The following is a 23,227-nucleotide window of genomic DNA, read 5'->3' as shown; positions in this document are numbered from 1 at the left end:
ACAATCAATCCCGCAGGCGTCTCACATTTTCGTTGCATTTTTTATGCAATAATTTTTTACTTCCTATTGTATAAAAAAACAGCCTTCCAATTAAGGAAGACTGAGTGGGATCAATAGCGTTCATTACTTTTTATTTAATGTAAAACGGGTCACAATTTGCCGTAATTCATCTGCTAATGTTGAAAGGTTTGTTGCATTGTTTGCAATTTCTTCCATGGATGCGGATTGTTCTTCAGCTGCTGCGGACACATTTTCTGTCAGGCTGCTCGTATTTTCAGCAAATTGTGCAATATCTGCAATGCGCCTTACGATTTCACCAGTCTCTCCAAAAATCGTCTTCACTGAATGTGTCACATCGTCAGACGCTGCGGAAACTGAAGCAACAGTCTCTTCAATATTGTTAAATGAGCGTGTTGCTTCATCGGCAACTTTAATGCCTTTATCTACTTGCTCAGTGCCACTTTCCATCGATTGAACAAGTCCCGAAACTTTTTCTGAGATGGAATGCTCTATATCAGCGATCTTCTTGGTTGATTCGGACGATTGATTCGCCAACTTCTGAATTTCTTCCGCGACCACACTGAATCCTTTGCCGTGCTCTCCTGCTCGAGCCGCTTCAATAGCAGCATTTAATGATAATAAGTGTGTCTGTGCTGCGATATCATTGATGAGATTGTTGGTATATTGAATCAACTTCATTTTTTCAACCAATTCATTCAACGAACGCATAACCTCGGTATTTGTTGAACGAATCATTTTAATTTGTTCGGTCATTTGTGTTAATGAGTGCTTCCCATCAACTACTGTAGCGATTGCAGCACTTGATTTATCATGCAAGTTTGTCGCTTTTTCTGAAATGTTTTCAATTTCCTTATAGATCGCTTCAACATTTGTTCTGGACGATTCGACTTTATGGTTTTGCTTCTGCGCGTCCGTTGCAATTTCCTGAATTGAACGCGCAACTTCATCAGAGGTTGCCTTACTCTCTTCAGTTGATGCCGTTAATTCTTCCGAAGATGCGGCAACAGCAGCCGCTTTGTCATCCACATGTGTCAACACTTCGCCTAAAGAATCAATCATGTGATTAAATCCTTGACCAAGTTGTTTGAACTCGTCGAATCCATCACTTTGCGCATGTGCGGTTAGATCTTTGTCGGCAACTTTTTTCGAGACATCGATAAGATTCTTAATCGGTCGAATGATGAAGAAGACAGCGCATATGGAAATGATAACACCGATTAGTGCAGTGATGACGCCAACTAGGATCGATCGAAAAAGAATACCATTCGTATGATCCGCAACTTCGCTATGCAGAAGTGAGCCAACGATAATCCAACCGGTTTCTTTATTTGTCATGAAGATGTCCCGCTTTGGCATACCTTTGTACACCGTATCAAATGCCCCATGATCACTTTTTTTCGTTTGGGCTAATAGTTTCAGATCAGGCGCCTTTACCCCAGGTCTCAAATCCGGATGAGCAACAATATAACCTTTTTTGCTCATAATAAACGCATAGCCTTTCTTCCCCACATTAACCGCATCAGACATTTTTTGAATATCATCCAGTTTCAAATCAAGGCCGACCACACCTTTTCCATCACTTGTCGTCTCTGATAAAGACACCACATAATCTTGAACTAATTCTGAGTTATAGGGTTCATTAACGATCATTCGATAGGGTTTTTTCATCGCTGCTTGATACCAAGGACGAAGCGTAGGATTATATCCTTTTGGTTCTACTAAAGATTGTGGAGTGTAGATAAAATTGCCCTTTTTGTTCGCTGCATACACTTGTGCGAGTCCGTTATCCGATTGTTGCTGAGACAGTAGTCGATCCATCATTTCATTTTTTATTGCTCCAGTCATCTCTGCACCTGAGATATGGCTCGATAAATAATCAACCCGCGTTTTTTCCTTATTAATCATCTGTGTTATATTCTGATTCAACAACGTGACACTGTTTTTTGCGCTGTTTTCCATTTGTTCGGTAACAGCTTGTTTTGCATTAAAATAAGAAAATACACCAACGATCACAGATGGGATGATCGTGAAGAAGACTGCGCCTATGATCAGTGTTTTCCTTAAATTCAATTTCAATAAGTTCATCGGATTATACTTTTTCTTATTCGGCATTATTTGACACAAACCCCTTCTATTCGCTCTTTTCTATTTATCGGAATAAGAAGTAGACTTTGTGAGTAACGAGCATGGAAAAATTAACTGTGAAAAAGTTAACAATCAAAGGAATTCTATCTTCTATGAAATCATCATGAAACCCAACACTGCCCAGTCAATAGCCAATCAAAGATAATAAATTGATGCATTGACCTTAACACGTGGATGTAACGTTTGAATCACTTGACAGTTTTCTGCAATCTGAAAGAAAACATGTTCAATTTCTTCTCGATCATTTAAGTTCGATTTAATATAAAATTGGACATCAATCTTTGACACGGGATTGGGGTAGTATACGTCGAGTTGATACTCGAACAGCACTTTTTTTATTTCATAAGGAATCCCTCTCTCGTCCAACATACTCTCAAAGACATAGGTACTGCATGCCGCAGCAGATGCCGCTACCATCTGAACCGGGGAGAACCCTAATTCGCGATTCAGTAACCAATTTCCATTTTCGTGCACAAGTTCAAGCACGTCCGATGTTTGAACAAGTTCCATGGATTCAACCTCCTTAATTATGATCTTGAAACATTATATGGTATTGCCTAATTCATTATGTTTTTCAATACCATGATGATGTGCATCCTCATTCCCTTGTAGTTCTGAGCGAGACACCCGCTCTTCATCTAAAGGCTCAAAATAAACAAATAGTTTCCGTCATATTTTGGAACATTATATCGAAATTTTTGCTATACTGATTGAAAGGAATTGGAAAAAATCGGACGTTGGAACGATGGCTTTCCTACTTCACATTCACATTCATACGCACTGCGCAGTAAAAAGGAGAAAATCATGGCTAAGAAATTAGATCCTGTCCAGTCAAGAAGCGACTTTAGAAAAACGAGAAAAAAGCATCGGGTGCTCCGAATTTTTTTGTTAACACTGGCAATTCTTCTTGTCGGCGGCACAGCACTTGGCTTTTTTGCTTATCAGAAACTGAAGCCAACGGCCCATTTCAACAATTTGAAAGCTGTCGGTGCTTCGGGAACAAACAGTAACGTACAGAACTATAAAGAAAAAGCCGGTGTATTTAATGTGCTGCTGATCGGTTCAGATGCACGAAAAGGCGACACGGCAAGCCATACGGATTCGATGGTCTTGATTCATGCCGATCTGAATAATCATACGTATAACATGCTCAGTATTCCTCGAGACACGCGTGTTTCCATGGCCGGCTATGGACATACGAAGCTCACAAGTGTTCAATACATTTCACAGGTAAAAAAAGGAACGAAACAAGGAATCGTCGATGCGGTAACAGCCGTATCCAACTTGACCGGTGTGCCGATTCATTATTATGCAGAAACAAACTATTGGGGCTTGAAAGATATGGTTGATGCGATCGGCGGCATTCAAATGAATCTTCCGTTCAAAGTCACATTGACACACGCTTGGTATAAAAGGAATCAAGGGAAGACTTTCGCTCCAGGCGTTCATGAAGTAAATGGAGAGATGGTTGCGGAGCTTACTCATGAACGTTATTCACTTCCCGGGACAGACTATGGCCGCCAGCAGCTTCAAGAGGCTGCGTTAATAGGCATTGCCAAGAAGATGATGCAGCCTTCGAATGTCACACGTTTTCCTGCACTGTCACGTTCATTATCTAAATTCCTGGTTGCAACCAACATGTCAACCGGAGATATGGTCAGCATGGGCTTAGGCGTTAAGGGTGATTTCCATCCGGAACAACAGATCAAATATCGTCAAGTTAAAGGACGCGGGGCAACAATGTATGACGATCTGCTCAAAGCAAATAACAGCCAAGTCATTCTCGATCAAAATCAACTTCAAAGCACGATCAAGAAATACTTCTCAAATTAAGTATTCAGAAGTGAAGAAGCTATCTCATCAGTTAAACGGCTGAGATAGCTTCTTCTTATTAGAAAAAAATATAGCGGAGATGTGAGATACCAGTGAGACCTCGCAGGCTTTTGCCTGTTCGAGGAGGCTCGCGGTGCGCCCCGGCAAGCGAGCAATCAAAGCAAATTCGATGCTAGATCAAGGATCGGGCGCTTTTGGCTCGGCTTTTCTTATTTCGTTAAAATCCATAAAACCATTGAGCTGGGCAAAGCGCCAGCTCAATGGTTTATTATTAATAGATATTTACTTATTAATCATTTGAGTGGACAAGTGTTCGTAAATCATTTTCAGCCGTTCTTTTGTGATTTCCACCGGATTATTTTGCATGTTGGGTGCAAAGCTCTTGCTCACCAGTTCATCCAATCCTTCACGCGAAATGCCGGCGTCTTCAAGCGTCATCCGCAGCTGCATCATCTTTTTCATTTCGTCGATGCGATCAGCAAGATCTGCAGCATCTCGAAATCCAAGCCGTTTACTGAACGCTTGTAATCGACCGGCTTCAGCTCCTTCCGAGCTATTCATCCGCCAAAACGAAGGTAGTGTGAATGCACATGCTTCACCATGCGTAATCCCATAATCCTGAGTAAGTGGATAGGAACATGCATGTGCAGCAGCCGTTTGGGTGAGATTAAATGCCAACCCTGCGGTAACAGAGGCCTCGCCCATTTTTGACCGTGCTTCTTTATCCCCTGGTTCTTGGTATGCCTGCGGAAGATAATGGAAAACGAGTGATGCTGCACGTTCTGCAGCAAGATCCGTAAGCGGTTGATGCTTCTTTCCATAATAAGCCTCAAGCGCATGGGCTAATACATCAAGGCCACTCGCAGCAGTGACCTGTGCCGGACAAGACAGAGTCAGTTCAGGATCAACCAATGCATAGATTGGGTATAGATAACGACTAGCAAGCAATGCTTTTACGCCGCGTTCCGTGTCGGTCAATACGGATGCGGTTGTCACTTCACTCGCCGTTCCGGAAGTTGTTGGTACAGCAATCAAAGGAATTCCTGCATGATCGATCTGTTGATTTCCAGATAGAAATTCAGCCGCACTATACGGTGTGCCTGCGACAAAGCATGCCGCTTTTGCGCAATCCATGACACTCCCTCCGCCAAGCGCAATAGCAAACGCACAATGATTATCGCGCAAAATCGCTGCACATTGATCTGTATTCAATACCGTAGGATTCGGTTGAATATCAGAAAAAACGCCAATTAATCGTCCCTCTGATTGTTCCACTATGCGTTTGGCAACACCTGCACGTACCATTGAAGGCGCACTAATCAGCAGCCCTCGCTTCAAATTCAATTGCTTCAATAGTTCGGGTAACCGGCTTAACTTGCCAAAACCAAAGTCAATCGGCACCGGGTTATTATAAAAAAAGTTTTCCATATACTCCTCCTTGTTCTTTACTACATTGGATGGATATCCATTAGTTTTTTTATTAAAAATCTGGGAATCCAAGGGCATCATTAAAAAGGCCACTTCTTCTTGCCACGGCCATTGAAATTACTTTCATAGTAATTCATCCTGAACATATAACAATAGCCATGCGAATAAAAATTATTGTGCAATTGCACAAAACAGATCCTAAGCTCAAGAATAACATGGTCCTTTTGGCCATTACTTTAAAAATCTTTTCACTCATCGTCCAACATTAAGAAATCAGTGGCGCCACGCTTTTTCAATCACTCTGCAGCGATTGTACAATTTGCATGACATCATTCGGGTGATCCGCAATATAGTCCGGTTTTGCGTCACGGACATTTTCAATACTGTCAAAGCCCCACTTTGCCCAAATGACCGAAATTCCAGATTTCCGACTTGCTCGAATGTCCCGCTCTTCATCACCGATATAGAGTGCTTCTTCGGCTTTTAATTGATGTTTTTTCAGATATTTGCGCATTAATCGATCCTTTGCAAACAACTTCCTCGAGCACATAATCGTTGAAATGCAATCCGTCTCATGACTTTGAAGGAACATACGTATATTTTTTTCTTCATTCGAGGAAATAATTGCTAAATCAAAGCCCGACTTGCTAAGCTGATTAATCATATCCATGACCCCGTCCATGAGATGAATCTGCATTAATGATTGCCGATAAAGACGGGTAAGCTCACCAATCAAAAATGGAAGTTTATGCATGGGGATGCTCAGTGCTGCACAGCGTTCTTTCATCGTACATCTTCTTAGCCGATCAAACGATTCCAATGTTAAATTATGAAAATGGTGATGCGCTGCCATCTGATTATAAGCTGAAAGAAATGCTTGCTTAGAATCTACTAATGTACCATCAAAATCAAAGAGTATTGCTTTTATCATCGCCAAGAACCTCTATGTATTAAATTCCTCGCCACAAACGTCAAGCACATCGTCATATTTTCAGACTGAAGGCTGATCGTTTCCTTGGGACTTGTCTTATTCCTGAAATAAATTTGTTCAATTCTTTCTTTTAATGACTCACTTCATTGTGAATTCGCTTTTGGTTATCGTTTTCCTAACCACGGTACCAATAATCTATGATCATCAGGTTAAAATAAATAAAATCTGTTAACCTTACTATACTATACGATTCGAAAGAAATAGGTAATTCAGTAGGTTATTTTTTGGGGCATCCCATAATCTCCAAGAATCCCAAAAACAACCTGCATCCATACCCAGGCCCATAAATCGAGAACATCGAAATCAATTATTTGATTTCAATTTCTTCGCCAAATATCCCTTTGAGATGATCATCAAAATGTTCGTGGACTTTTTTGAATTTCTCATCAAATTCTTTCTCTGTAATGACTCCTTTTTCCATCAAAAGGTAAAACAGAGTCGTAATTCGTTCATAATTAAGCACTGCTTCTGATCCAAGTTCGGTCATGATCTCATCATTAGTCATTTTGAACACATCTCCTAGAGCAAATTTGATTACACGAGTTGTTTTCTCAATCTATGATGAGCCAAAAACATCAATCTTATCAAAAAAATGTTAAAAGAAGATCCAGCGATAATGCACTGATCACCGTTGTAATCAATGTACAGCTTGAAACAAATTGTGGCTTAGCGTTGAATTGAATCGCATAGAGGGTCGTATTCGCAGCACTTGGCATGGCGGCCATGACCACAATAACATTTCTAAGCAACGGATCAATCGGAAAGAGTAGACAGACACTATAGGCAATCACAGGTGATACAATCAAACGAATGCATGTTGCCCAGCTAATCCGTCCCCAATTCATGTTCGTGACCGTTACATTGGCCAGCTGCATTCCTAATATAACCATGATAATCGGAATCGTCGTGTTACTAATCAGATCAATACTTTTCAAGAAATTTACCGGAATATGAAACTGGAATTTCTGTAAGAGCATTGCAGGGAGAATCACGTAATTCATCGGCTGCTTGAGTACGGTCTGAATGGCCCTTTTCGCACCGCCTTGCCCATTTGCGGCAATGTAGATCCCGACGAATCCCATTAAAAGCGTATGAAAAATCATGAGCGGCATCGCATACGCCACCCCTTGCGTTCCAAAGGCGAAGAGGATGATCGGCACACCATAATTACCGCTGTTTGGAAAAATAGTAGAGAGCAGAAAGGCATTCATATCACTTTTGCTGTAATGCAGACATTTACACACAACAACACCAATGATGATTAAGAGCACCATAATAATCGTTGACGTGATCACAATATAGAAGAAACTCATATTAAGCGGTGTGGTGTAGAACGTATCAAAAACAAGAAACGGCACCAATAGATAGACAGCAAGTGTCGAAATAGGCTTGATATCCAGCTTGAAAATTCTCTGCAGAATAAAGCCACTGAGGAAAATGAAAAAAACAGGTAAAATAACGTCAACGAAAATACGCATGATCAGCCACTTCTTCCCCTCTAACTTTTCTCTTTAATAAGTCATGCTCCTTGTGTAAAAAAAGGGTGCCGGTTTACGCCGGACACCCGTCTATTCTACTTGTTTTTCTAATCAAAGATCAAGATAACCAGGTCTGGCGATCACATGGAACCGATCCGCTAAATCCTGTAATTCCTGATCTGTAATTTCCTGCTTGATGGCACCGCCTTGTGCCTGAACAACCGTCCAGATTTGCGCCGCTTTTTCAACGGTTTCAATAAGACCAAACGTTTCCTCAATACTCGTACCCGCCGCGAAAATACCATGATGAGGCCAGGTAACAAGATGAAATTCAGCCATTTTCGACGCAGTCGCTTCACCAATCAGGCTTGTTCCCGGTACCATCCATGGAATAACGCCTACTCCATCAGGAAAAACAACCAGCGATTCACTCTGCATTTTCCAAAGTGTTTTGGTAAGTGCCTTCTCATCAAGATCATGAGTAAAGGTCATACCGATAAAATGTGTTGGGTGACAGTGCATGATGACACGCTGCTCTTTATCATGCTTCATTCGTTCAAGATGACTCATCAAGTGTGAAGGAAATTCACTTGTCGGATTCCCTCCATCATTATATCCCCAAAGCAAACTAACGTCGCCTGATGGTTCAATCCGAACAAGACCCAAATCCCGTTCCGGTTCATCACTAATGTCACTGAAATATTTTCCTGTTCCAGTAACGAGAAAATAAGCTCCGGTGAGTTGCGTACAATCAAAATCAACCGATAACGTCCGTTTCACTTCTTGATTATCTTCAAAGCCGTGAACATCATCTTCCGTTAATCGATAACTAATATTTCCGCCATTACGCTCATCCCATCCAAGGCGATACATGTTCGCTGTTACCTTGCACATTTTCTTCACGAAAATGGAATCTACAAATTTTGTCATTAGAATGCCCCCAGTGCGTCATTGTCCTTGTTTATCGAGTGATCAAAATGCTCTTTTCAAAGTGGTCGACTTCTTTAATCCAATCTTCACCAACCGGTACATTGTTTTTCAGACAGTAGTAATCCCATACGGCACCGAATGGATAGGACTTTAATTCCTCAGTTAATGCAAGACGCTTTGTAAAATTATGCTGATTCTCCGCATCCTTCAATGCATCAATCGGAGCGAGCATCGCCATTAGCAGCGCCTTCAACGTATTTCGAGTTCCGATCACCCAAGCAGCCACGCGATTAATTGTTGCATCAAAGAAATCAAGTCCGATATTTGTCCGATCTAATAGATTGTCACGAACCAAAGAACGTGCAATCCGAATCAATGCGTCATCCATAATAACTACATGGTCGCTGTCCCAGCGTACAGGACGGCTAACGTGAAGCATCAGGCCTTTGCCAAAGAGCAAGTAGGAACTGAACTTATCAGAAATATCTTCAGTAGGGTGGAAATGTCCGGCATCGATGGTCCACAGGATATCTCTTGTTAATGCATAGAGCATATAGAATTCATGTGAGCCAACTGTGTAAGATTCCACTCCGGTTCCGAAAAGTTTACCTTCAACAGCTTCAATCGTGTAGTTCGTATCAATTTTTTCTTTAAGAATTTCATCCAGTGCTTCCATCAGTCGTTCACGTGGAGAAATCTTATCAATTGGATTATCTTTAAATCCGTCTGGGATCCAAATGTTATCAACACTTTGCTGCCCTAACTCTTCCCCGAAATAGGCAGAGATTTTGCGGCAACGCTTACAGTGTTCAATCCAAAAATCACGAATGTTTTTATCAGTACTACTCAGACTGAATCCGCTCTCAAACATTGGATGAGAGAATAGTGTTGGGTTAAAATCTAAGCCCAACCCCTTTTCTTTCGCCCATTGCACCCATGAAGCATAGTGACGCGGTTCAATGCTATCGAGATCAACCTTTTCATCCGTATCAACATAGATGGAGTGGAGATTCACTTTATGTTTTCCAGGGATCAGGCGAAGTGCTTCATCCAAATCTGCTCTCAATTGTGATGGAGTCGTCGCTCGACCGGGATAATTTCCACTTACTGAAATGCCACCAGTTAGTTCTTGCCCAGGATTCATAAAGCCGAGTACATCATCGCCTTGCCAGCAGTGAATGGAAACTTTGATTTTCTGTAGTGCATCCAAAACATGTTCTGTATCGACACCAATAGCAGCATAGCGTTCTTTTGCCAGTTCATAGTTCTTCTTTACAAATGTTTCGCTAACCATATCGTTTCCCCCCAAGTGCGTTTTCTCGTTCAAAGTTACGCTAAGTAAAAGACTTCTTTAAGATCAAGATGAACAGGGCTGTTATCCGGATTCGTTTCCATCAACGGCTCCATATACGCCCACCATTTCTTACAAATCTCTGTTTCTCCCATTTTCCCATAAACTTCAGGATCATCGACTTCAACATAGGCGAACAATTGACCGGTTTTTTCATTGAGAAAGATCGAGTAATTCTGAGCACCATGGTTCTTCAATTCTTTTTTCATTTCCGGCCACAATTCAGCATGACGTTTTTGATAGTCATCATAGTACTCCTTCTTTAAATACATCACTGAACCTAATCGAGTCCTGTTAAATGATCTCCTTTGCTTCATCATTTAGAAAGGACTGATAGTCTGCCAGCACTTTTTCCCACTTAGGATTTTGTTCCGGATGATAAACCTGAATTGGGAAGGATTCACCAATGATTTCACGGGCTTTATGCACATCGTCAATGTCTCCCTCAGCAATCATCTGCACCATCAGATTACCAATTGCAGTTGCTTCAGACAGACCCGCGTAGACGGGAATACCGGAAAGATTGGCCGTTAATTGATTCAATAAGTCGATATTACTTCCACCACCAACGATATAGAGAGCGTTTATCGGATGATTTGTAATTTGTGCGAGTTTCTTAATCTCTGACGCATAGCATAGCGCCAAATTATCATAGATACAGCGCGTGAGTTCTCCGGTTGTCATGGGTACTTTTTGTTTTTTCTTCTTACAATAGTTTTGAATCGCTTGGATCATATTACCGGGATTTGTAAAAGATTGATCATTGATATTAATGTATTGCTGAAACGGTGTAACGTCTGAAGCCATTTCCGCCATCTCAGAAAAATGATGCCGATAATCCTGACTGCGAGCAATTTCTTGGATCAGCCAAAGGCCCATAATATTTTTTAAAAATCTATAGGTACCAAAAGCGCCCCATTCGTTCGTATAGTTTTCATTAAACGCTTCATCACTAACAACCGGAACATTGCGTTCCATTCCAAGAAGCGACCACGTGCCACTGCTGAGGAAAGCCCAATGATGACCCCTTCCAGGTGTTCCTACAACTGCAGATGCTGTATCATGTGTGGCTACGGTAATAATCTTGCATTTTTCCGGCAAGTCATAGTGATTCCGCCATTCCTCCTTGATCTCACCAAGCACTGTACCTGGCTCAACAAGCTTAGGAAACTGGCTGTCTTTCACATTTACCTTCTTTAACAAATCAGAATCAAATAAACGTTGGCGAAAATTAAGCATTTGTGTTGTGGACGCATTAGTCACTTCAGCAACCATTTTCCCTGTCAATCGATAGCCAATATAATCCGGAACCATGAGGATTTTATCCGTTCGCTCAAGTGCATCCATATCTTCACAATACAGTTGGTACAGTGTGTTCAGTTCAAGAAACTGAATACCCGTTTTCTTATAAATGTCCGACCGTGACAAATCACTTGTCAGCTGATTGATTGCACCTTCTGTTCGGGCATCGCGATAACTGATTGGATCCTGAATTTTGTTCCCGTCTTTGTCAATCAAACAATAGTCCACTGCCCATGTATCAATGCCAACTGTGCACGCATCCACACCACACTTTTTGGCTTTTTCCAATCCAATCAGGACATTGTTGATAATGTCATCAATCCGCCAATGATCATGACCTTCATTTCGAACAAAACCATTTTTAAATCGATGAATTTCACGAATAACCAATTTCTTATCTTCACTCAGCAATCCGAGTATTAGCCGACCACTGGAAGCACCAATATCAATTGCGATATGCGCGGTCATAGTGATCCCTCCCTTCAATTGATCGTATTCATTAAGCGCTTACAATTATATTAAAAGCCTCTTTAAAGCCTTCATCAATATCAGATAATCTATATTTTAGTATCATTTTTACAGTTTTTTCGATCAGAGACTTGCACGACCACTCTATCGTTCTTCAGAAATTTGGGTCAGTGACTTTCCACGGGGATGCCAAACAGCTGCACCTATGACAATTCCAGTTATCAGGAATCCTGCAAGTAGCTTAACCCACTAGCACCAGCGACAATCAATCCGGGATCAAGATAGTATTCTAATGAACAGAAATCGTTGCCTTCCAGCTTTTCTGTCCTGTTATTTGGCTTAAATTTTTCCATTTTATCTTGCCACTAACATATTTCGAGTAAGCGTTTACCAATTAATTCAATCGTTTTCATAAATATGTTACACTATTAGCAGATAAGAATAATCGTATCAATAGAACAGGAGTGAGCAAATGATCGATTCACCTATTGATCAACTAAGAGAAAAATTATTTCAGCTTACTTCGATTGAAAAAGAACAGAAGGTAAAAGGAACCCATCTCCAAGACATCCCAAATTACACAACCAGTACCGCTGATGGAAAGGTGAAACTGCTCGACAAGTACTTTTTCCAAAATAAAGAGATCTATATGAGCAAGCATGATCGTTTTGCCGACTATCCTTTACACTCCCATCAATTTTTTGAAATTAATTACATGTATTCTGGGTCATGTGAGCAATTTGTCGATGGCTATCCGGTAACACTCAGGCAAGGAGAACTGCTACTGATGGATGCAGGAAGTAGTCATGAAATTAAAGCGCTCGGGGAAGAGGATATTCTCATCAATATGCTTTTCAGAAATAACAGCATAAGTATTCAGTGGCTAAACAGCGTGAAACAAAGCAGAAGCCTTCTCTTTGACTTTCTATTGAATTCGATTACAGGCGTTAATAATGTTAGAGATTATATTCTTTTTCATGTCAGCGATGTCAATCACATCCAGAACATTATGAAGCAAATGATCATCGAGTACTTTTTGTCCAAGGATTATTCCAGTGAACTCGTCGGACTTTATTTACCGATCCTTTTTACTGAACTGGTACGCAATTACACTTTTTCTGATTTTAAGGAACCCTATCCAAGCAACACAAAAATCATCTCTATTCTGCGATTGATTGAAGAAAATTATCGTGATGTCACTTTGTCCAAAGCAGCCAATCAATTAGGCTACAACAAAAATTACTTGAGTAATGTTGTCAAAGAGAAGACTGGGCTCACCTTCACACAGCTCGTTACGAAACAACGTCTTTACCGTGCCCGCCTTTTACTTGACACAACAAATCAAACGATTAGTGCCATTGCTCAAGATGTCGGTTTTACAAATAAGACCTATTTCTATGAAGCATACAAAAAAGCATTTAATCGATTACCTAGTGAAGAGAGAACAAAGCAAGGCTTATGAGAATCAAAAGGATACTAATAAAAAAATTACATTGTTTTTCTAAAAACAACGTGCTATATTGGTAGCTAAAGAAAACGCTTTCTTATAAGTTTTCTAGAACTATTAATCATGTAGCGCTTTAAAATGTAAATGCTCGTTTTCAATCTATTCCTCAATCATGCACTATTTTCATGATTGAGGAGGAACTTGAGGGTTAGACTTTTCCCTAAAAACAGAAGTCTTTTCATAGAAATTTATGTGAATTAATTCACAAGGAGGGTTTACTATGGTGAACAGAATGATTTTAAATGAAACATCTTATTTCGGCAAAGGCTCTATCGGCAAAATTGTAGCTGAAGTAAAAAATCGTGGATTTAAAAAAGCGCTGATCGTAACGGACAAAGACTTAATCAAATTCAATGTAGCGACAAAAGTTATGGATTTATTGGACCAAAACCATAATGAATACGAGGTTTTCGATGGAATTATACCCAACCCGACGTTGGAAGTTGTGCGTGAAGGACTAGCGGCCTATAAAAAAGCGAATGCAGATTATATTCTTGCCATTGGTGGTGGTTCATCCATTGATACCGCTAAAGCGATTGGAATAATCATTACAAACCCTGAACATGAAGACATCGTAAGCTTAGAGGGTGAACCAGGAACTAAGAATCCGAGTGCCCCTATTCTAGCCGTTCCTACGACATCTGGCACAGCTGCAGAAGTAACGATCAATTACGTGATTACGGATAAAGAACATAACCGTAAATTTGTTTGTGTTGACCAACATGATATTCCAATCGCCTCTTTTGTCGACAGCGACCTGATGATGGGTATGCCGAAGTCGTTATGTGCAGCAACAGGAATGGATGCCCTAACCCATGCAATCGAAGGCTATATTACGAAAGGTGCTTGGGCGCTTACCGACATGATGCATCTCAAAGCAATTGAAATAATCAGCCATTCCTTAAGAGCATCAGTACGTGGCGATCAATCAGGTCGAGAGGCAATGGCTTTAGGACAATATATAGCAGGCATGGGTTTCTCCAATGTTGGTCTGGGTCTCGTTCACGGGATGGCGCATCCATTAAGTGCATGGTATAACGTTCCCCATGGTGTAGCATGTGCATCCCTTTTACCAACAATTATGGAATACAATAAAGCATTTACCGGAGAAAAATATCGCGACATCGCAAGAGTAATGGGTGTAAAAAATGCCGATAGCTTATCACTGGATGCGGTGCGCGATGCGGCCATTGCAGCTGTAAAACAACTCGGTAAAGACGTGGGGATCCCTCAAAACATTACAGAACTAGGGGTTAAAAAAGAAGATCTGCCATCGATTGCAAAAGATGCACGGGCAGATGTATGTACAGGAGGAAATCCTCGAGACACGAATCGAGAAGAAATTATTGAACTTTATCAATCGTTATTATAAGTTTAAAGTTGATCTTAACTGAGTAATTGAGTGATCAGATTCTAATTAAGGATCAAGCTGTTGCCTATCAGCTTGATCCTCTTTATTCTAGTAAAGTAACTTAGGACAAATATTTTTCTGGATTCATGATCGCACAGAGCGTATCAAAAAGTATGTAAATAAAAATGGCCACAACGCTTAGAAGTTGCGGCCAATCTATGCCCATAACGCTTACTTTTTGTCCCGCTGCTTGACCAGAACGGTCAGTTTGTGCAGTGCCGTTACTCCCGCAGCATTAGAAACGGAATAGTTTACACGATAAATGCCCGGTTTTTTCGTGTTTATGTTATCCCCCGATACCTTCATAGCTGATGTTAGATCACCATCTTTGGGATCTTGCGCTTGAATGCCGTCTAATGCATTAAAGGGTGAACCATAGTCTAGTGCCTTGTAGCTGGGACCCATTATCGTCGGATTGTTGCCCCAGATGCTTTTAAAATGTGATCCAATCGCATTGGTGATCTTCACTTTCCCACTTCCGGCAAAGAAGGATAACTTCTTCGTATCGAGCGGATGTTCAGGATTCGGGTAGGCAACCTGCGTCAAAACTTTTTCGCCATCGTTAACAAACACTTCAATCGAGGATGCATCCACATAAGCGGTCAGTTTCACTGACGTTGGATCGCCATTTAATTTCACTTGGCTGTTTTTCCGAGGGATGTTTTCCCCGTCTGTCGTCCGGTCAATATACACCAACTGATTCCGCGGATCATAGCCCACTTCAATAAATTTTGAACCATCTTCAGATTCTCTGAGTTTAAACCCAAGGCGATTCGGTTTCTGATTGTTTTTCCAGGAGAAGTGAGCACTCACCTTATATTGTGTACCTGAGAACTCCGTAATCGGCGACGTCTTATCGAGTTTAGCCACTGCATTTATTTTTCGATCACCGAGTCGCACAGTTCCTTGACTCAGTTTATTGACTTCTTTGACCGGAGTCTGTTTCAAGACATAACCCTTTTCCCCATTCTGAACAAGAGTCAATTCACGCGGCAATGTCATTTCACCATGCCATGGTGACGTTTTCTGTTCACCGACGTAATTCCAATTGGACATCCAGCCCAACATAATCGTACGTCCTGGCGTTTCGCCAAACGTCACACCCGCATAGAAATCTTCACCATAGTCCAGCCATTGGGGATTCTTTATCGTCTCATTGGTTTCCGGAATAAACTTCTTTCCATCAAAATCACCGATAAAATACTGCATCCCCGAACCGCCTGCAGGAGCACCTTGCTGCACGCTTAGGGAAAGAACCCACTTCGTCTGATTCGTTCCCTTTACCTTCATAGGAATTAATTCGGGACACTCCCAAACTCCGTTACCGACGTCATGTTCCCGCTGAATTGCCGACTGGTACGTCCAATCTTTTAAATTGGTCGAAGTAAAGATATCGACTTCCTGTCCGGACACAAGCGGCATCACCCATTCTTTATTCGCCTCATCATAAACCACTTTCGGATCACGGAAGTTTCCGGTGTCTCCCGTCGGCACTTGAGTTACGGGGATAACGGGATTTTGGTGATTATATTTTATGAACGTTTTTCCCCCATCCGTGCTGTATGCCATGTTCTGTTCCTGAACTTCACGAATCCCTAAGAGATTTCCCCAAGGATCGTTACTATAATCATCGCCCCTAACGGCAACCTGATAGGTACTTGTATAGTAAGCAATCAACGTATTCTTCCCAAATCCTGCAACGTTGTCTTTATCTAGAATTACAGATCCGCTGAAGATATACCGTTTTCCGTTCGGGTTCCATACGTCCCAGTTGGTTGTTGGTCGCCCAATGTAATGAACCGGCTTCGCATCGTCCTTCGTCTTCATCCAGAAATCAACCCATGCATTGTCATCACTTTCCGGAATCGCAACATCCTGTTCCTTCCAATGCACCAGATCCGTACTCGTTGCGTGGCCCCAAGACATATTGCCCCATTCATTGCCGTTCGGATTATATTGATAAAACATATGGTAGACACCGTCATACTTGATCAATCCATTCGGGTCATTCAACCAATTTTGTTGCGCAGAATAATGATACTGATCCCGGTAAGCTTCCTGATAAGAAGAACCTTCCGCTTTTGCCTGGGAGGGAAGATTTGGTAATGTGATGCCGATAATCACAATGAGTGCGACACAGATTTTAATAATTTTTTTATTCACGTAAAATCCTCCTTTTTGTAAAAACGCTTACATTAAAATGAATAAGCTATTGATCGATCTGTCTACAAACTCAACCGATCACGAACGACTAGTGAAAGAAGTCATTAGTTTTCGCAGATCCCAGCTTTCTATACGTCCTTGCTCCCCTCGCTGGAATTCTACAAGTTAGTTCAAGCAACTTTCGTTCCAATTTGTGTGTCAACAAATTTAATTGCTCAGAAACCTGCTAAATTGGGAAAAAAGCTAAGGACGACAGATTAGCCGATAACTATTTCGATCACTAAATAATGAATTTTAAAACACTAATCCAATTTTTGTAAGATGTCCGGCACACTAAACAAAGAACGAGCGAATTTTTAACACACTGATCGCCCAACTAACACACTAAATTTTGGAATGCACCGCATTATTAAGCAGTTTGAGATACACTTGCATGAAAAAAATGGAGCTGTTCAAAAAAGGAATCTAACTTATACTGCGCGAGTGGGACTAGCAAACTTGAAGCAATCATGTTATGATCAAGGCAATTGAATAGTCTATGTTCCTTCGGGGTCGGGTGAAATTCCCAACCGGCGGTGATGACTGAGCGAATTAGTCTAAGCCCGCGACCCGCTGCTTCGTTTTTGCAGTGGCTGATTCAGTGAGAAACTGAAGCCGACAGTAAAGTCTGGATGGGAGAAGGATTAGATAATGCTCAATGAACCACGCTACACGTGTCAACACAGAGATTTTTTAAATTGGTATTGCTCATCGTGTTCTTTGTGTACATCAATTTTTGTACGGACTCTAGCGTTAAGTTCAATGGACGTTTCTTCATTCTGTCATCATGCCCTGGGGATTTACCTCCAGGGCTTTTTCATGTGCAATAAATAGTTTTCAAAGAAGGTGTCTTCATTGGATGAACAGTATATGAAATTGGCCCTTGATTTAGCGAGAGCAACGGTGGGTCAAACAAGTCCTAACCCTGCTGTTGGCGCGGTCGTTCTCAATCACGGTGAGATCGTTGGTGTCGGTGCCCATCTTAAGGCGGGAGAAGCGCATGCCGAGGTCCATGCACTTCAGATGGCGGGAGATCGTGCCGAGGGCGGAACACTCTATGTAACGCTAGAACCTTGTTCACATTTTGGAAAAACGCCGCCGTGTGCCGATCTCATCATCAAGAAAAAGTTGAAAAAGGTGGTCATTGCCTCCAGTGATCCAAATCCGCTAGTGTCTGGTCGGGGCATCGCTAAAATGCGCCAGGCAGGAATCATCGTCGAGACTGGCCTATTAAAAGAGGAAGCAGATCAATTGAATCCTTTCTTTTTTCACTATATAAAAACCGGCTTGCCATTTGTTACGCTCAAAATTGCATGCAGTCTTGATGGCAAAACAGCAACAGCCGCTGGAGAAAGCCAATGGATAACGAGTGATGGCTCCCGTCTGGACGGATATCAGCTTCGCAAGACGCATGATGCCATTCTTGTTGGCATCAAGACCGTACTCGCGGACGACCCAAACCTAACGACCCATACGGATGGTGGCGAGGGCAATCCTCTTCGAATCGTTTTGGATACGCATTTACGTATTCCAGAAGATGCGCAGCTGATCACCGATCAACTGGCACCGACATGGATCATCACAGGTAGCAAGATTAATGCCGACAAGAAGCAGCGTATGCAAAGCAGGCAGGTCAGGATCATCTCTATGCCCTCAGAACAGATCATGATTAAAGATGTCCTGCGCTATCTAGGCGAACAGAAAATCACGGCGCTGCTTGTTGAAGGTGGAGCAACGATTCATGGAAGTTTCCTTACGGCAAGTGCTTATCAACAAGTGATTACCTATCTCGCCCCCAAACTGATTGGCGGACGGGACGCAACACCTGCAATAGGTGGCCAAGGCATTCCGAAACTTGCAGATGTAGAACAGATGACCCTAACTCATGTTGAACGCATCGAAGACGATCTTAAGATCATTTTGACTCCGAAAAGAAGGTGATCCACCCTGTTTACCGGTATCGTTGAAGAAATCGGCAAAATTATTTCCATTAAGAAGCGCCGAGATCAAATACGTCTTACTGTCCATGGTCAAAAAGTTCTCGACGAGACGCAGATTGGAGACAGTATCGCGATCAATGGAATTTGTGTCACAGTCACAGATTTATCGTCAACTTCATTTTCGGCAGATATCATGCCTGAGACAATACACGCAACAACATTAAAGAACCTAAGAACAGGAGATGCTCTGAATCTGGAACGAGCAATGCGCGCCGATGGTCGATACGGCGGACATTTCATGACCGGTCATGTGGATGGAACTGGACGGATTGTCTCGATTCATCCAAAAGGAAATGCACGTTACCTGAACATCCAAGCATCACCTGAACTATGCAACACCCTTGTAAAAAAAGGATCTGTTGCTGTCGATGGAACGAGTCTGACTGTTTTTTACGTTGATGTACAGTCATTTACCCTATCGCTCATCCCCCATACTAATGCTCAAACAATACTGGGGAACAAAAGGATCGGAGATGAGGTCAATATCGAAACGGATATTCTGCAAAAATATAGCCAAAAAGAACAAAAAATGGAACATACTTCCGTTTCAGGTGGACCATTGACATACCAAACACTTTGGGAAAATGGATTTATTTCCTAGTTGAACCTTAACTCGCAAAAACAAAGAAACACGGAACAATGCAACCAGAAAATTGAATGGAGGAAGATAAATGCTTGCATCAATTGATGAAGCCATTGAAGACCTCAAGGCAGGAAAACTCGTGATTGTTTGTGATGATGAGCATCGCGAGAATGAAGGAGACTTGATTGCTCTAGCAGAAAAAGTAACCCCTGAGACCATTAATTTCATGATTACACAGGGCAAGGGGTTACTCTGTGTACCGATAAGCCAGTCATTGGCCAAATCACTTGCATTCACTCCTATGGTTGAAAAAAACACCGATCAACATGGTACTGCATTTACAATCAGTGTTGATCATAAAGACACAACAACCGGGATCAGTGCATTTGAACGTGCAAAGACAATTCGGGCCATTTCTGCTGAGGGTACGTTACCTTCTGACTTCCATCGTCCCGGACATGTATTCCCGCTCATTGCCAAAAACGGTGGTGTGCTTGAACGAGATGGGCATACGGAAGCAGCCGTTGATTTGGCAAAACTTGCCGGTGCTCGACCGGCAGGCGTCATTTGTGAAATTATTCGTGCTGACGGCCAAATGGCACGGTTTCCGGAACTCAAAGAAATGGCAAAGACTTTCGATTTGAAAATGATTACCGTGAAGGACTTAATCGCTTACCGCCAACAACATGAGATCAAGAGAATTGTGTCGACCCGTTTACCCACCGCATTTGGCGATTTTACCGCGATCGGCTATACAAGTCCCTTTGACGATAAAGAAACCGTTGCCCTTGTCAAAGGCAAAGTTGGCGGAGATCAGCCTACGCTTGTACGCCTTCACTCGGAGTGCTTGACCGGCGACGTCTTTGGCTCGAAGCGTTGTGACTGCGGGCCCCAGCTTCACGCTGCTCTAGAGATGATTGAAAAGCACGGTTCAGGCGTCGTGATCTATTTACGGCAAGAAGGCCGTGGAATCGGGCTTATTAACAAATTGAAGGCGTACAAATTACAAGAAGCCGGAAGAGATACTGTTGAGGCCAATGAGGAACTTGGCTTTCCGGCAGACCTAAGAGACTATCATACAGCTGCACAGATTTTAAATGATTTAGGAATTAAACACGTACAGCTCTTAACCAATAACCCTTTGAAAATTTCAGCTCTAGAAGAATATGGTCTCTCCATTCATGAACGGATCCCACTTGAGCTGCCACTGAACCAAGATAATCAAAAGTATATGCAGACAAAAGCAGAAAAAATGGGACACTTGCTCCATCTGTGAACACCAACCTATGACTATCAGGAGGAATAAAAATGGGTAAAATATTTGAAGGAAAACTAATCGGTCAGGGGTTAAAAGTTGGCATTGTTGTCAGTCGTTTTAACGAATTCATCACCAGTAAACTCTTATCAGGAGCGCAAGATGCATTGATCCGTCATGGCGTTGACGAAGAAGCGATTGATATTGCCTGGGTTCCCGGCGCTTTTGAAATCCCGCTCATTGCAAAGAAAATGGCTGCAAGCGGTCGCTACGATACAATTCTGACACTTGGCGCTGTGATTCGCGGTGCTACTTCGCACTATGACTATGTATGTAACGAGGTATCGAAAGGTGTTGCACACATCGGACTAGAAACAGGCGTCCCAGTCGCTTTTGGCATCGTCACGACAGAAAATATTGAACAAGCAGTTGAACGTGCCGGTACGAAAGCCGGAAATAAAGGATGGGATGCCGCAGTATCCGGAATTGAGATGGCAAACCTTAACCGTATGATGGACTAATTGAAGAATAAACGAGTAAGAGGCACCTTTGCGTCACACAGCAAAGGTGCCTCTTGTTTTTGACCCACAAACATATTTTTCGTTGACTATGTTTTAATTATCTGTATTTCGGTATATCGAACTTCAAAGAATAGGTAGAGAGCAGATTGTAATAGTCTTTCAGCATGCGCGCCTGCTTAACTGCCCAACCAATATCGGTTGCATATTGATGCGCAGCAGCGCCGGTATTCGCTGGGTTCCAGCGCATTTTATACAATGTATTCTGATGATAGACAGAGCTGTTGATATAATTGCTAGCGATAAATTGAGCGCCGCCGATAATTGCCGCTTCGGGGGTAAACCAACCTTGCTGATACGCAAACTCAGCACCCTTTTCGTTAGGATCTGAATCAACTGCGCCAATGCCGTACATATTGTAGACGACTTTTTGATCAACTGGCTGCCCATTCACACTGGAAACTGAATACCCAGTTGCCAACGGTGAAGATCCGTTTCCTGTTTCGAGTAATGCATGGACAATTAAATAGATTTCGTTAATATGCTGCTGGTTGGCTGCTTGAATGAAAGTCGCTGCTTTCCCTGCGAGAATCCCTCTGCCTTTTAAAAGTTTATTATTAACCTCATCCGGATTAACAGCAGTGGGCACCGATAGATCCAGAAACTGATAAGATTCAGCAGATCCATTTTGAAAGTTATTCGGATCCAGATTGTACTGAACATCTGCAGGAGATGCATTGACCCACCCCGTTTTGAAGCCGACTTGATCCCAGTCACTATTGTCCAGTGACCGAACCAATTGAACCACTTTTCCCTTCGCTATCTGAGTAACCACCCATGATTGGTTATCCGGACCACCCCAAACATTAGTTGCCGTATTCGCTTCCCATTGGATTCCGTTATAGGTAAGATTATTTTTCGGAACAAACAAACTGTACGTCGCATCGGTCAGACGCAACGTCTTCAATTGTTTATTCACCGCATCACTCAGTGAATACGGGTACTGGGTTGTCATATATCCAAGCGTAGGTGGTGGGGTTGTGCCAAGATACTTCGCCTGAACATAGCCGATTATTCCATTCGCGTTGACTTGTGCATACTTTACGCCTTTTCCGGTAACCGTCACCTGATCCCGAAACTGCATGGTCCGAAGCACATGATAATGTGTGCTCGCATGATCACGCAACTTAAGTGTGGGCGAAGTGACATAAACTGTGTAAGAGGGAAATGGTGTTGTCAACAAATAGGCGTTTTGCACATAGCCTTTAAGACTACCGAAACTTACTAGTGCATATTTGTTTCCTTTGCCGATCACTGTGACTTGATTGCCCATTGCTAAAGTTTTTTTCACCGAATAATGCGTGCTCGCGTTGCTCCGCATCTTCAATGTGTACGATTTGACAAAGGCAGTGTACGAACGAAATTTCGTGCGACTTAAATTTTTTGCTTGAACATAGCCAGTCGTTCTTCCGTAAGTGACTTTGGAAAAAGCACCAACATTTCGAGTGACCTTGACCTTATTTCCCATTGTTAACGTGCGTAGCGTTCGATACTTCGTACTCGCCTTGTCACGAACTTTCAGCGTATAGGATTTGACATACGCATAATAAGTGGAGCTTGCATTTGCCCGATCTGCTGTTGGCAAACCAAAAGATGCAAGGATCAACACGAACGCAAAGATCCCGATCATAAACTTTTGCATATGTATCTCTTAATCTCCTTCCTAATGGCAAAAATAAGTAAATCAGAAAATACTAGAATAACAGTTCGACCACATGTTCAGTAAATCCGTTTGTTTCGACAA

Annotated in this window: 19 protein-coding genes and 1 riboswitch; of the genes, 7 read left to right on the top strand and 12 right to left on the bottom strand. The window is 42.1% G+C overall.

Annotated features, from left to right (window positions below):
- Positions 1-123: 123 nt before the first annotated feature.
- Both NIE32_RS02200 and NIE32_RS02195 read right to left on the bottom strand, forming a co-directional pair.
- Positions 124-2,133 carry a methyl-accepting chemotaxis protein gene (locus tag NIE32_RS02200; protein WP_253052559.1) on the bottom strand — a complete coding sequence of 670 codons (2,010 nt, stop codon included), beginning with the start codon at positions 2,131-2,133 and terminating at the stop codon, positions 124-126.
- Between the two features lie 168 nt (positions 2,134-2,301).
- The gene (locus NIE32_RS02195) at positions 2,302-2,676 is read right to left on the bottom strand and encodes an OsmC family protein (protein ID WP_253052557.1); all 375 of its coding nucleotides are present in this window, start codon (positions 2,674-2,676) and stop codon (positions 2,302-2,304) included.
- Between the two features lie 294 nt (positions 2,677-2,970).
- Here NIE32_RS02195 and NIE32_RS02190 point away from each other — a divergent pair, with 294 nt between their 5' ends.
- Positions 2,971-3,999 carry an LCP family protein gene (locus NIE32_RS02190; protein ID WP_253052555.1) on the top strand — a complete coding sequence of 343 codons (1,029 nt, stop codon included), beginning with the start codon at positions 2,971-2,973 and terminating at the stop codon, positions 3,997-3,999.
- Positions 4,000-4,281: 282 nt separating this feature from the next.
- On the opposite strand, the gene NIE32_RS02185 is transcribed toward NIE32_RS02190, so the two are convergent.
- From NIE32_RS02185 to rhaB, 8 genes are all read right to left on the bottom strand, one after another.
- Complete coding sequence (locus NIE32_RS02185) at positions 4,282-5,427, bottom strand: iron-containing alcohol dehydrogenase family protein (RefSeq protein WP_253052553.1); 1,146 nt, start codon at positions 5,425-5,427, stop codon at positions 4,282-4,284.
- A 292-nt stretch (positions 5,428-5,719) separates the two neighbouring features.
- The gene (locus NIE32_RS02180; protein ID WP_253052551.1) at positions 5,720-6,358 is read right to left on the bottom strand and encodes an HAD-IA family hydrolase; all 639 of its coding nucleotides are present in this window, start codon (positions 6,356-6,358) and stop codon (positions 5,720-5,722) included.
- A gap of 367 nt (positions 6,359-6,725) precedes the next feature.
- The gene (locus NIE32_RS02175) at positions 6,726-6,923 is read right to left on the bottom strand and encodes a hypothetical protein (protein ID WP_253052549.1); all 198 of its coding nucleotides are present in this window, start codon (positions 6,921-6,923) and stop codon (positions 6,726-6,728) included.
- 79 nt (positions 6,924-7,002) lie between these two features.
- Positions 7,003-7,896 (bottom strand): AEC family transporter, encoded by an 894-nt coding sequence (locus tag NIE32_RS02170; RefSeq protein WP_253052547.1) that lies wholly within the window; start codon positions 7,894-7,896, stop codon positions 7,003-7,005.
- A gap of 111 nt (positions 7,897-8,007) precedes the next feature.
- Positions 8,008-8,826, bottom strand: coding sequence for a rhamnulose-1-phosphate aldolase (rhaD, locus tag NIE32_RS02165; RefSeq protein ID WP_253052545.1), 819 nt, complete (start codon positions 8,824-8,826; stop codon positions 8,008-8,010).
- 31 nt (positions 8,827-8,857) lie between these two features.
- Positions 8,858-10,120, bottom strand: a complete 1,263-nt coding sequence (locus NIE32_RS02160; protein ID WP_253052543.1) for an L-rhamnose isomerase — start codon at positions 10,118-10,120, stop codon at positions 8,858-8,860.
- Between the two features lie 35 nt (positions 10,121-10,155).
- The gene (gene rhaM / locus NIE32_RS02155) at positions 10,156-10,494 is read right to left on the bottom strand and encodes an L-rhamnose mutarotase (RefSeq protein ID WP_253052828.1); all 339 of its coding nucleotides are present in this window, start codon (positions 10,492-10,494) and stop codon (positions 10,156-10,158) included.
- Entirely contained in the window at positions 10,472-11,947 is a 1,476-nt protein-coding gene (gene rhaB, locus NIE32_RS02150) for a rhamnulokinase (protein ID WP_253052541.1), read from the bottom strand. Before rhaB ends, rhaM begins: the two co-directional genes overlap by 23 nt.
- Positions 11,948-12,419: 472 nt before the next feature.
- Here rhaB and NIE32_RS02145 point away from each other — a divergent pair, with 472 nt between their 5' ends.
- Entirely contained in the window at positions 12,420-13,409 is a 990-nt protein-coding gene (locus NIE32_RS02145; protein ID WP_253052540.1) for a helix-turn-helix domain-containing protein, read from the top strand.
- A gap of 265 nt (positions 13,410-13,674) precedes the next feature.
- On the top strand, positions 13,675-14,826 hold the full coding sequence (gene fucO, locus NIE32_RS02140) for a lactaldehyde reductase (RefSeq protein WP_253052539.1): 1,152 nt from the start codon (positions 13,675-13,677) through the stop codon (positions 14,824-14,826).
- 210 nt (positions 14,827-15,036) lie between these two features.
- On the opposite strand, the gene NIE32_RS02135 is transcribed toward fucO, so the two are convergent.
- The gene (locus tag NIE32_RS02135) at positions 15,037-17,028 is read right to left on the bottom strand and encodes a GH32 C-terminal domain-containing protein (protein ID WP_253052538.1); all 1,992 of its coding nucleotides are present in this window, start codon (positions 17,026-17,028) and stop codon (positions 15,037-15,039) included.
- Positions 17,029-17,566: 538 nt separating this feature from the next.
- Positions 17,567-17,715, top strand: a riboswitch (FMN riboswitch).
- 207 nt (positions 17,716-17,922) lie between these two features.
- Here NIE32_RS02135 and ribD point away from each other — a divergent pair.
- The 4 genes from ribD (at position 17,923) to ribH (ending at position 21,426) form a co-directional block, all read left to right on the top strand.
- Positions 17,923-19,008, top strand: a complete 1,086-nt coding sequence (gene ribD, locus NIE32_RS02130; protein WP_290443395.1) for a bifunctional diaminohydroxyphosphoribosylaminopyrimidine deaminase/5-amino-6-(5-phosphoribosylamino)uracil reductase RibD — start codon at positions 17,923-17,925, stop codon at positions 19,006-19,008.
- A gap of 6 nt (positions 19,009-19,014) precedes the next feature.
- On the top strand, positions 19,015-19,668 hold the full coding sequence (gene ribE, locus NIE32_RS02125; protein ID WP_290443407.1) for a riboflavin synthase: 654 nt from the start codon (positions 19,015-19,017) through the stop codon (positions 19,666-19,668).
- Between the two features lie 70 nt (positions 19,669-19,738).
- Positions 19,739-20,926 (top strand): bifunctional 3,4-dihydroxy-2-butanone-4-phosphate synthase/GTP cyclohydrolase II, encoded by a 1,188-nt coding sequence (locus tag NIE32_RS02120; protein ID WP_253052537.1) that lies wholly within the window; start codon positions 19,739-19,741, stop codon positions 20,924-20,926.
- A 32-nt stretch (positions 20,927-20,958) separates the two neighbouring features.
- Entirely contained in the window at positions 20,959-21,426 is a 468-nt protein-coding gene (ribH, locus tag NIE32_RS02115) for a 6,7-dimethyl-8-ribityllumazine synthase (protein ID WP_253052536.1), read from the top strand.
- A 97-nt stretch (positions 21,427-21,523) separates the two neighbouring features.
- On the opposite strand, the gene NIE32_RS02110 is transcribed toward ribH, so the two are convergent.
- On the bottom strand, positions 21,524-23,125 hold the full coding sequence (locus NIE32_RS02110; RefSeq protein ID WP_253052535.1) for an SH3 domain-containing protein: 1,602 nt from the start codon (positions 23,123-23,125) through the stop codon (positions 21,524-21,526).
- Positions 23,126-23,227 lie beyond the last annotated feature (102 nt).

It is taken from the genome of Sporolactobacillus kofuensis (assembly GCF_024125425.1).
Lineage (GTDB): Bacteria > Bacillota > Bacilli > Bacillales > Sporolactobacillaceae > Sporolactobacillus > Sporolactobacillus kofuensis.
Note: the sequence above shows the minus strand (reverse complement) of the source record. Positions and strands in the feature narration are given on the sequence as shown.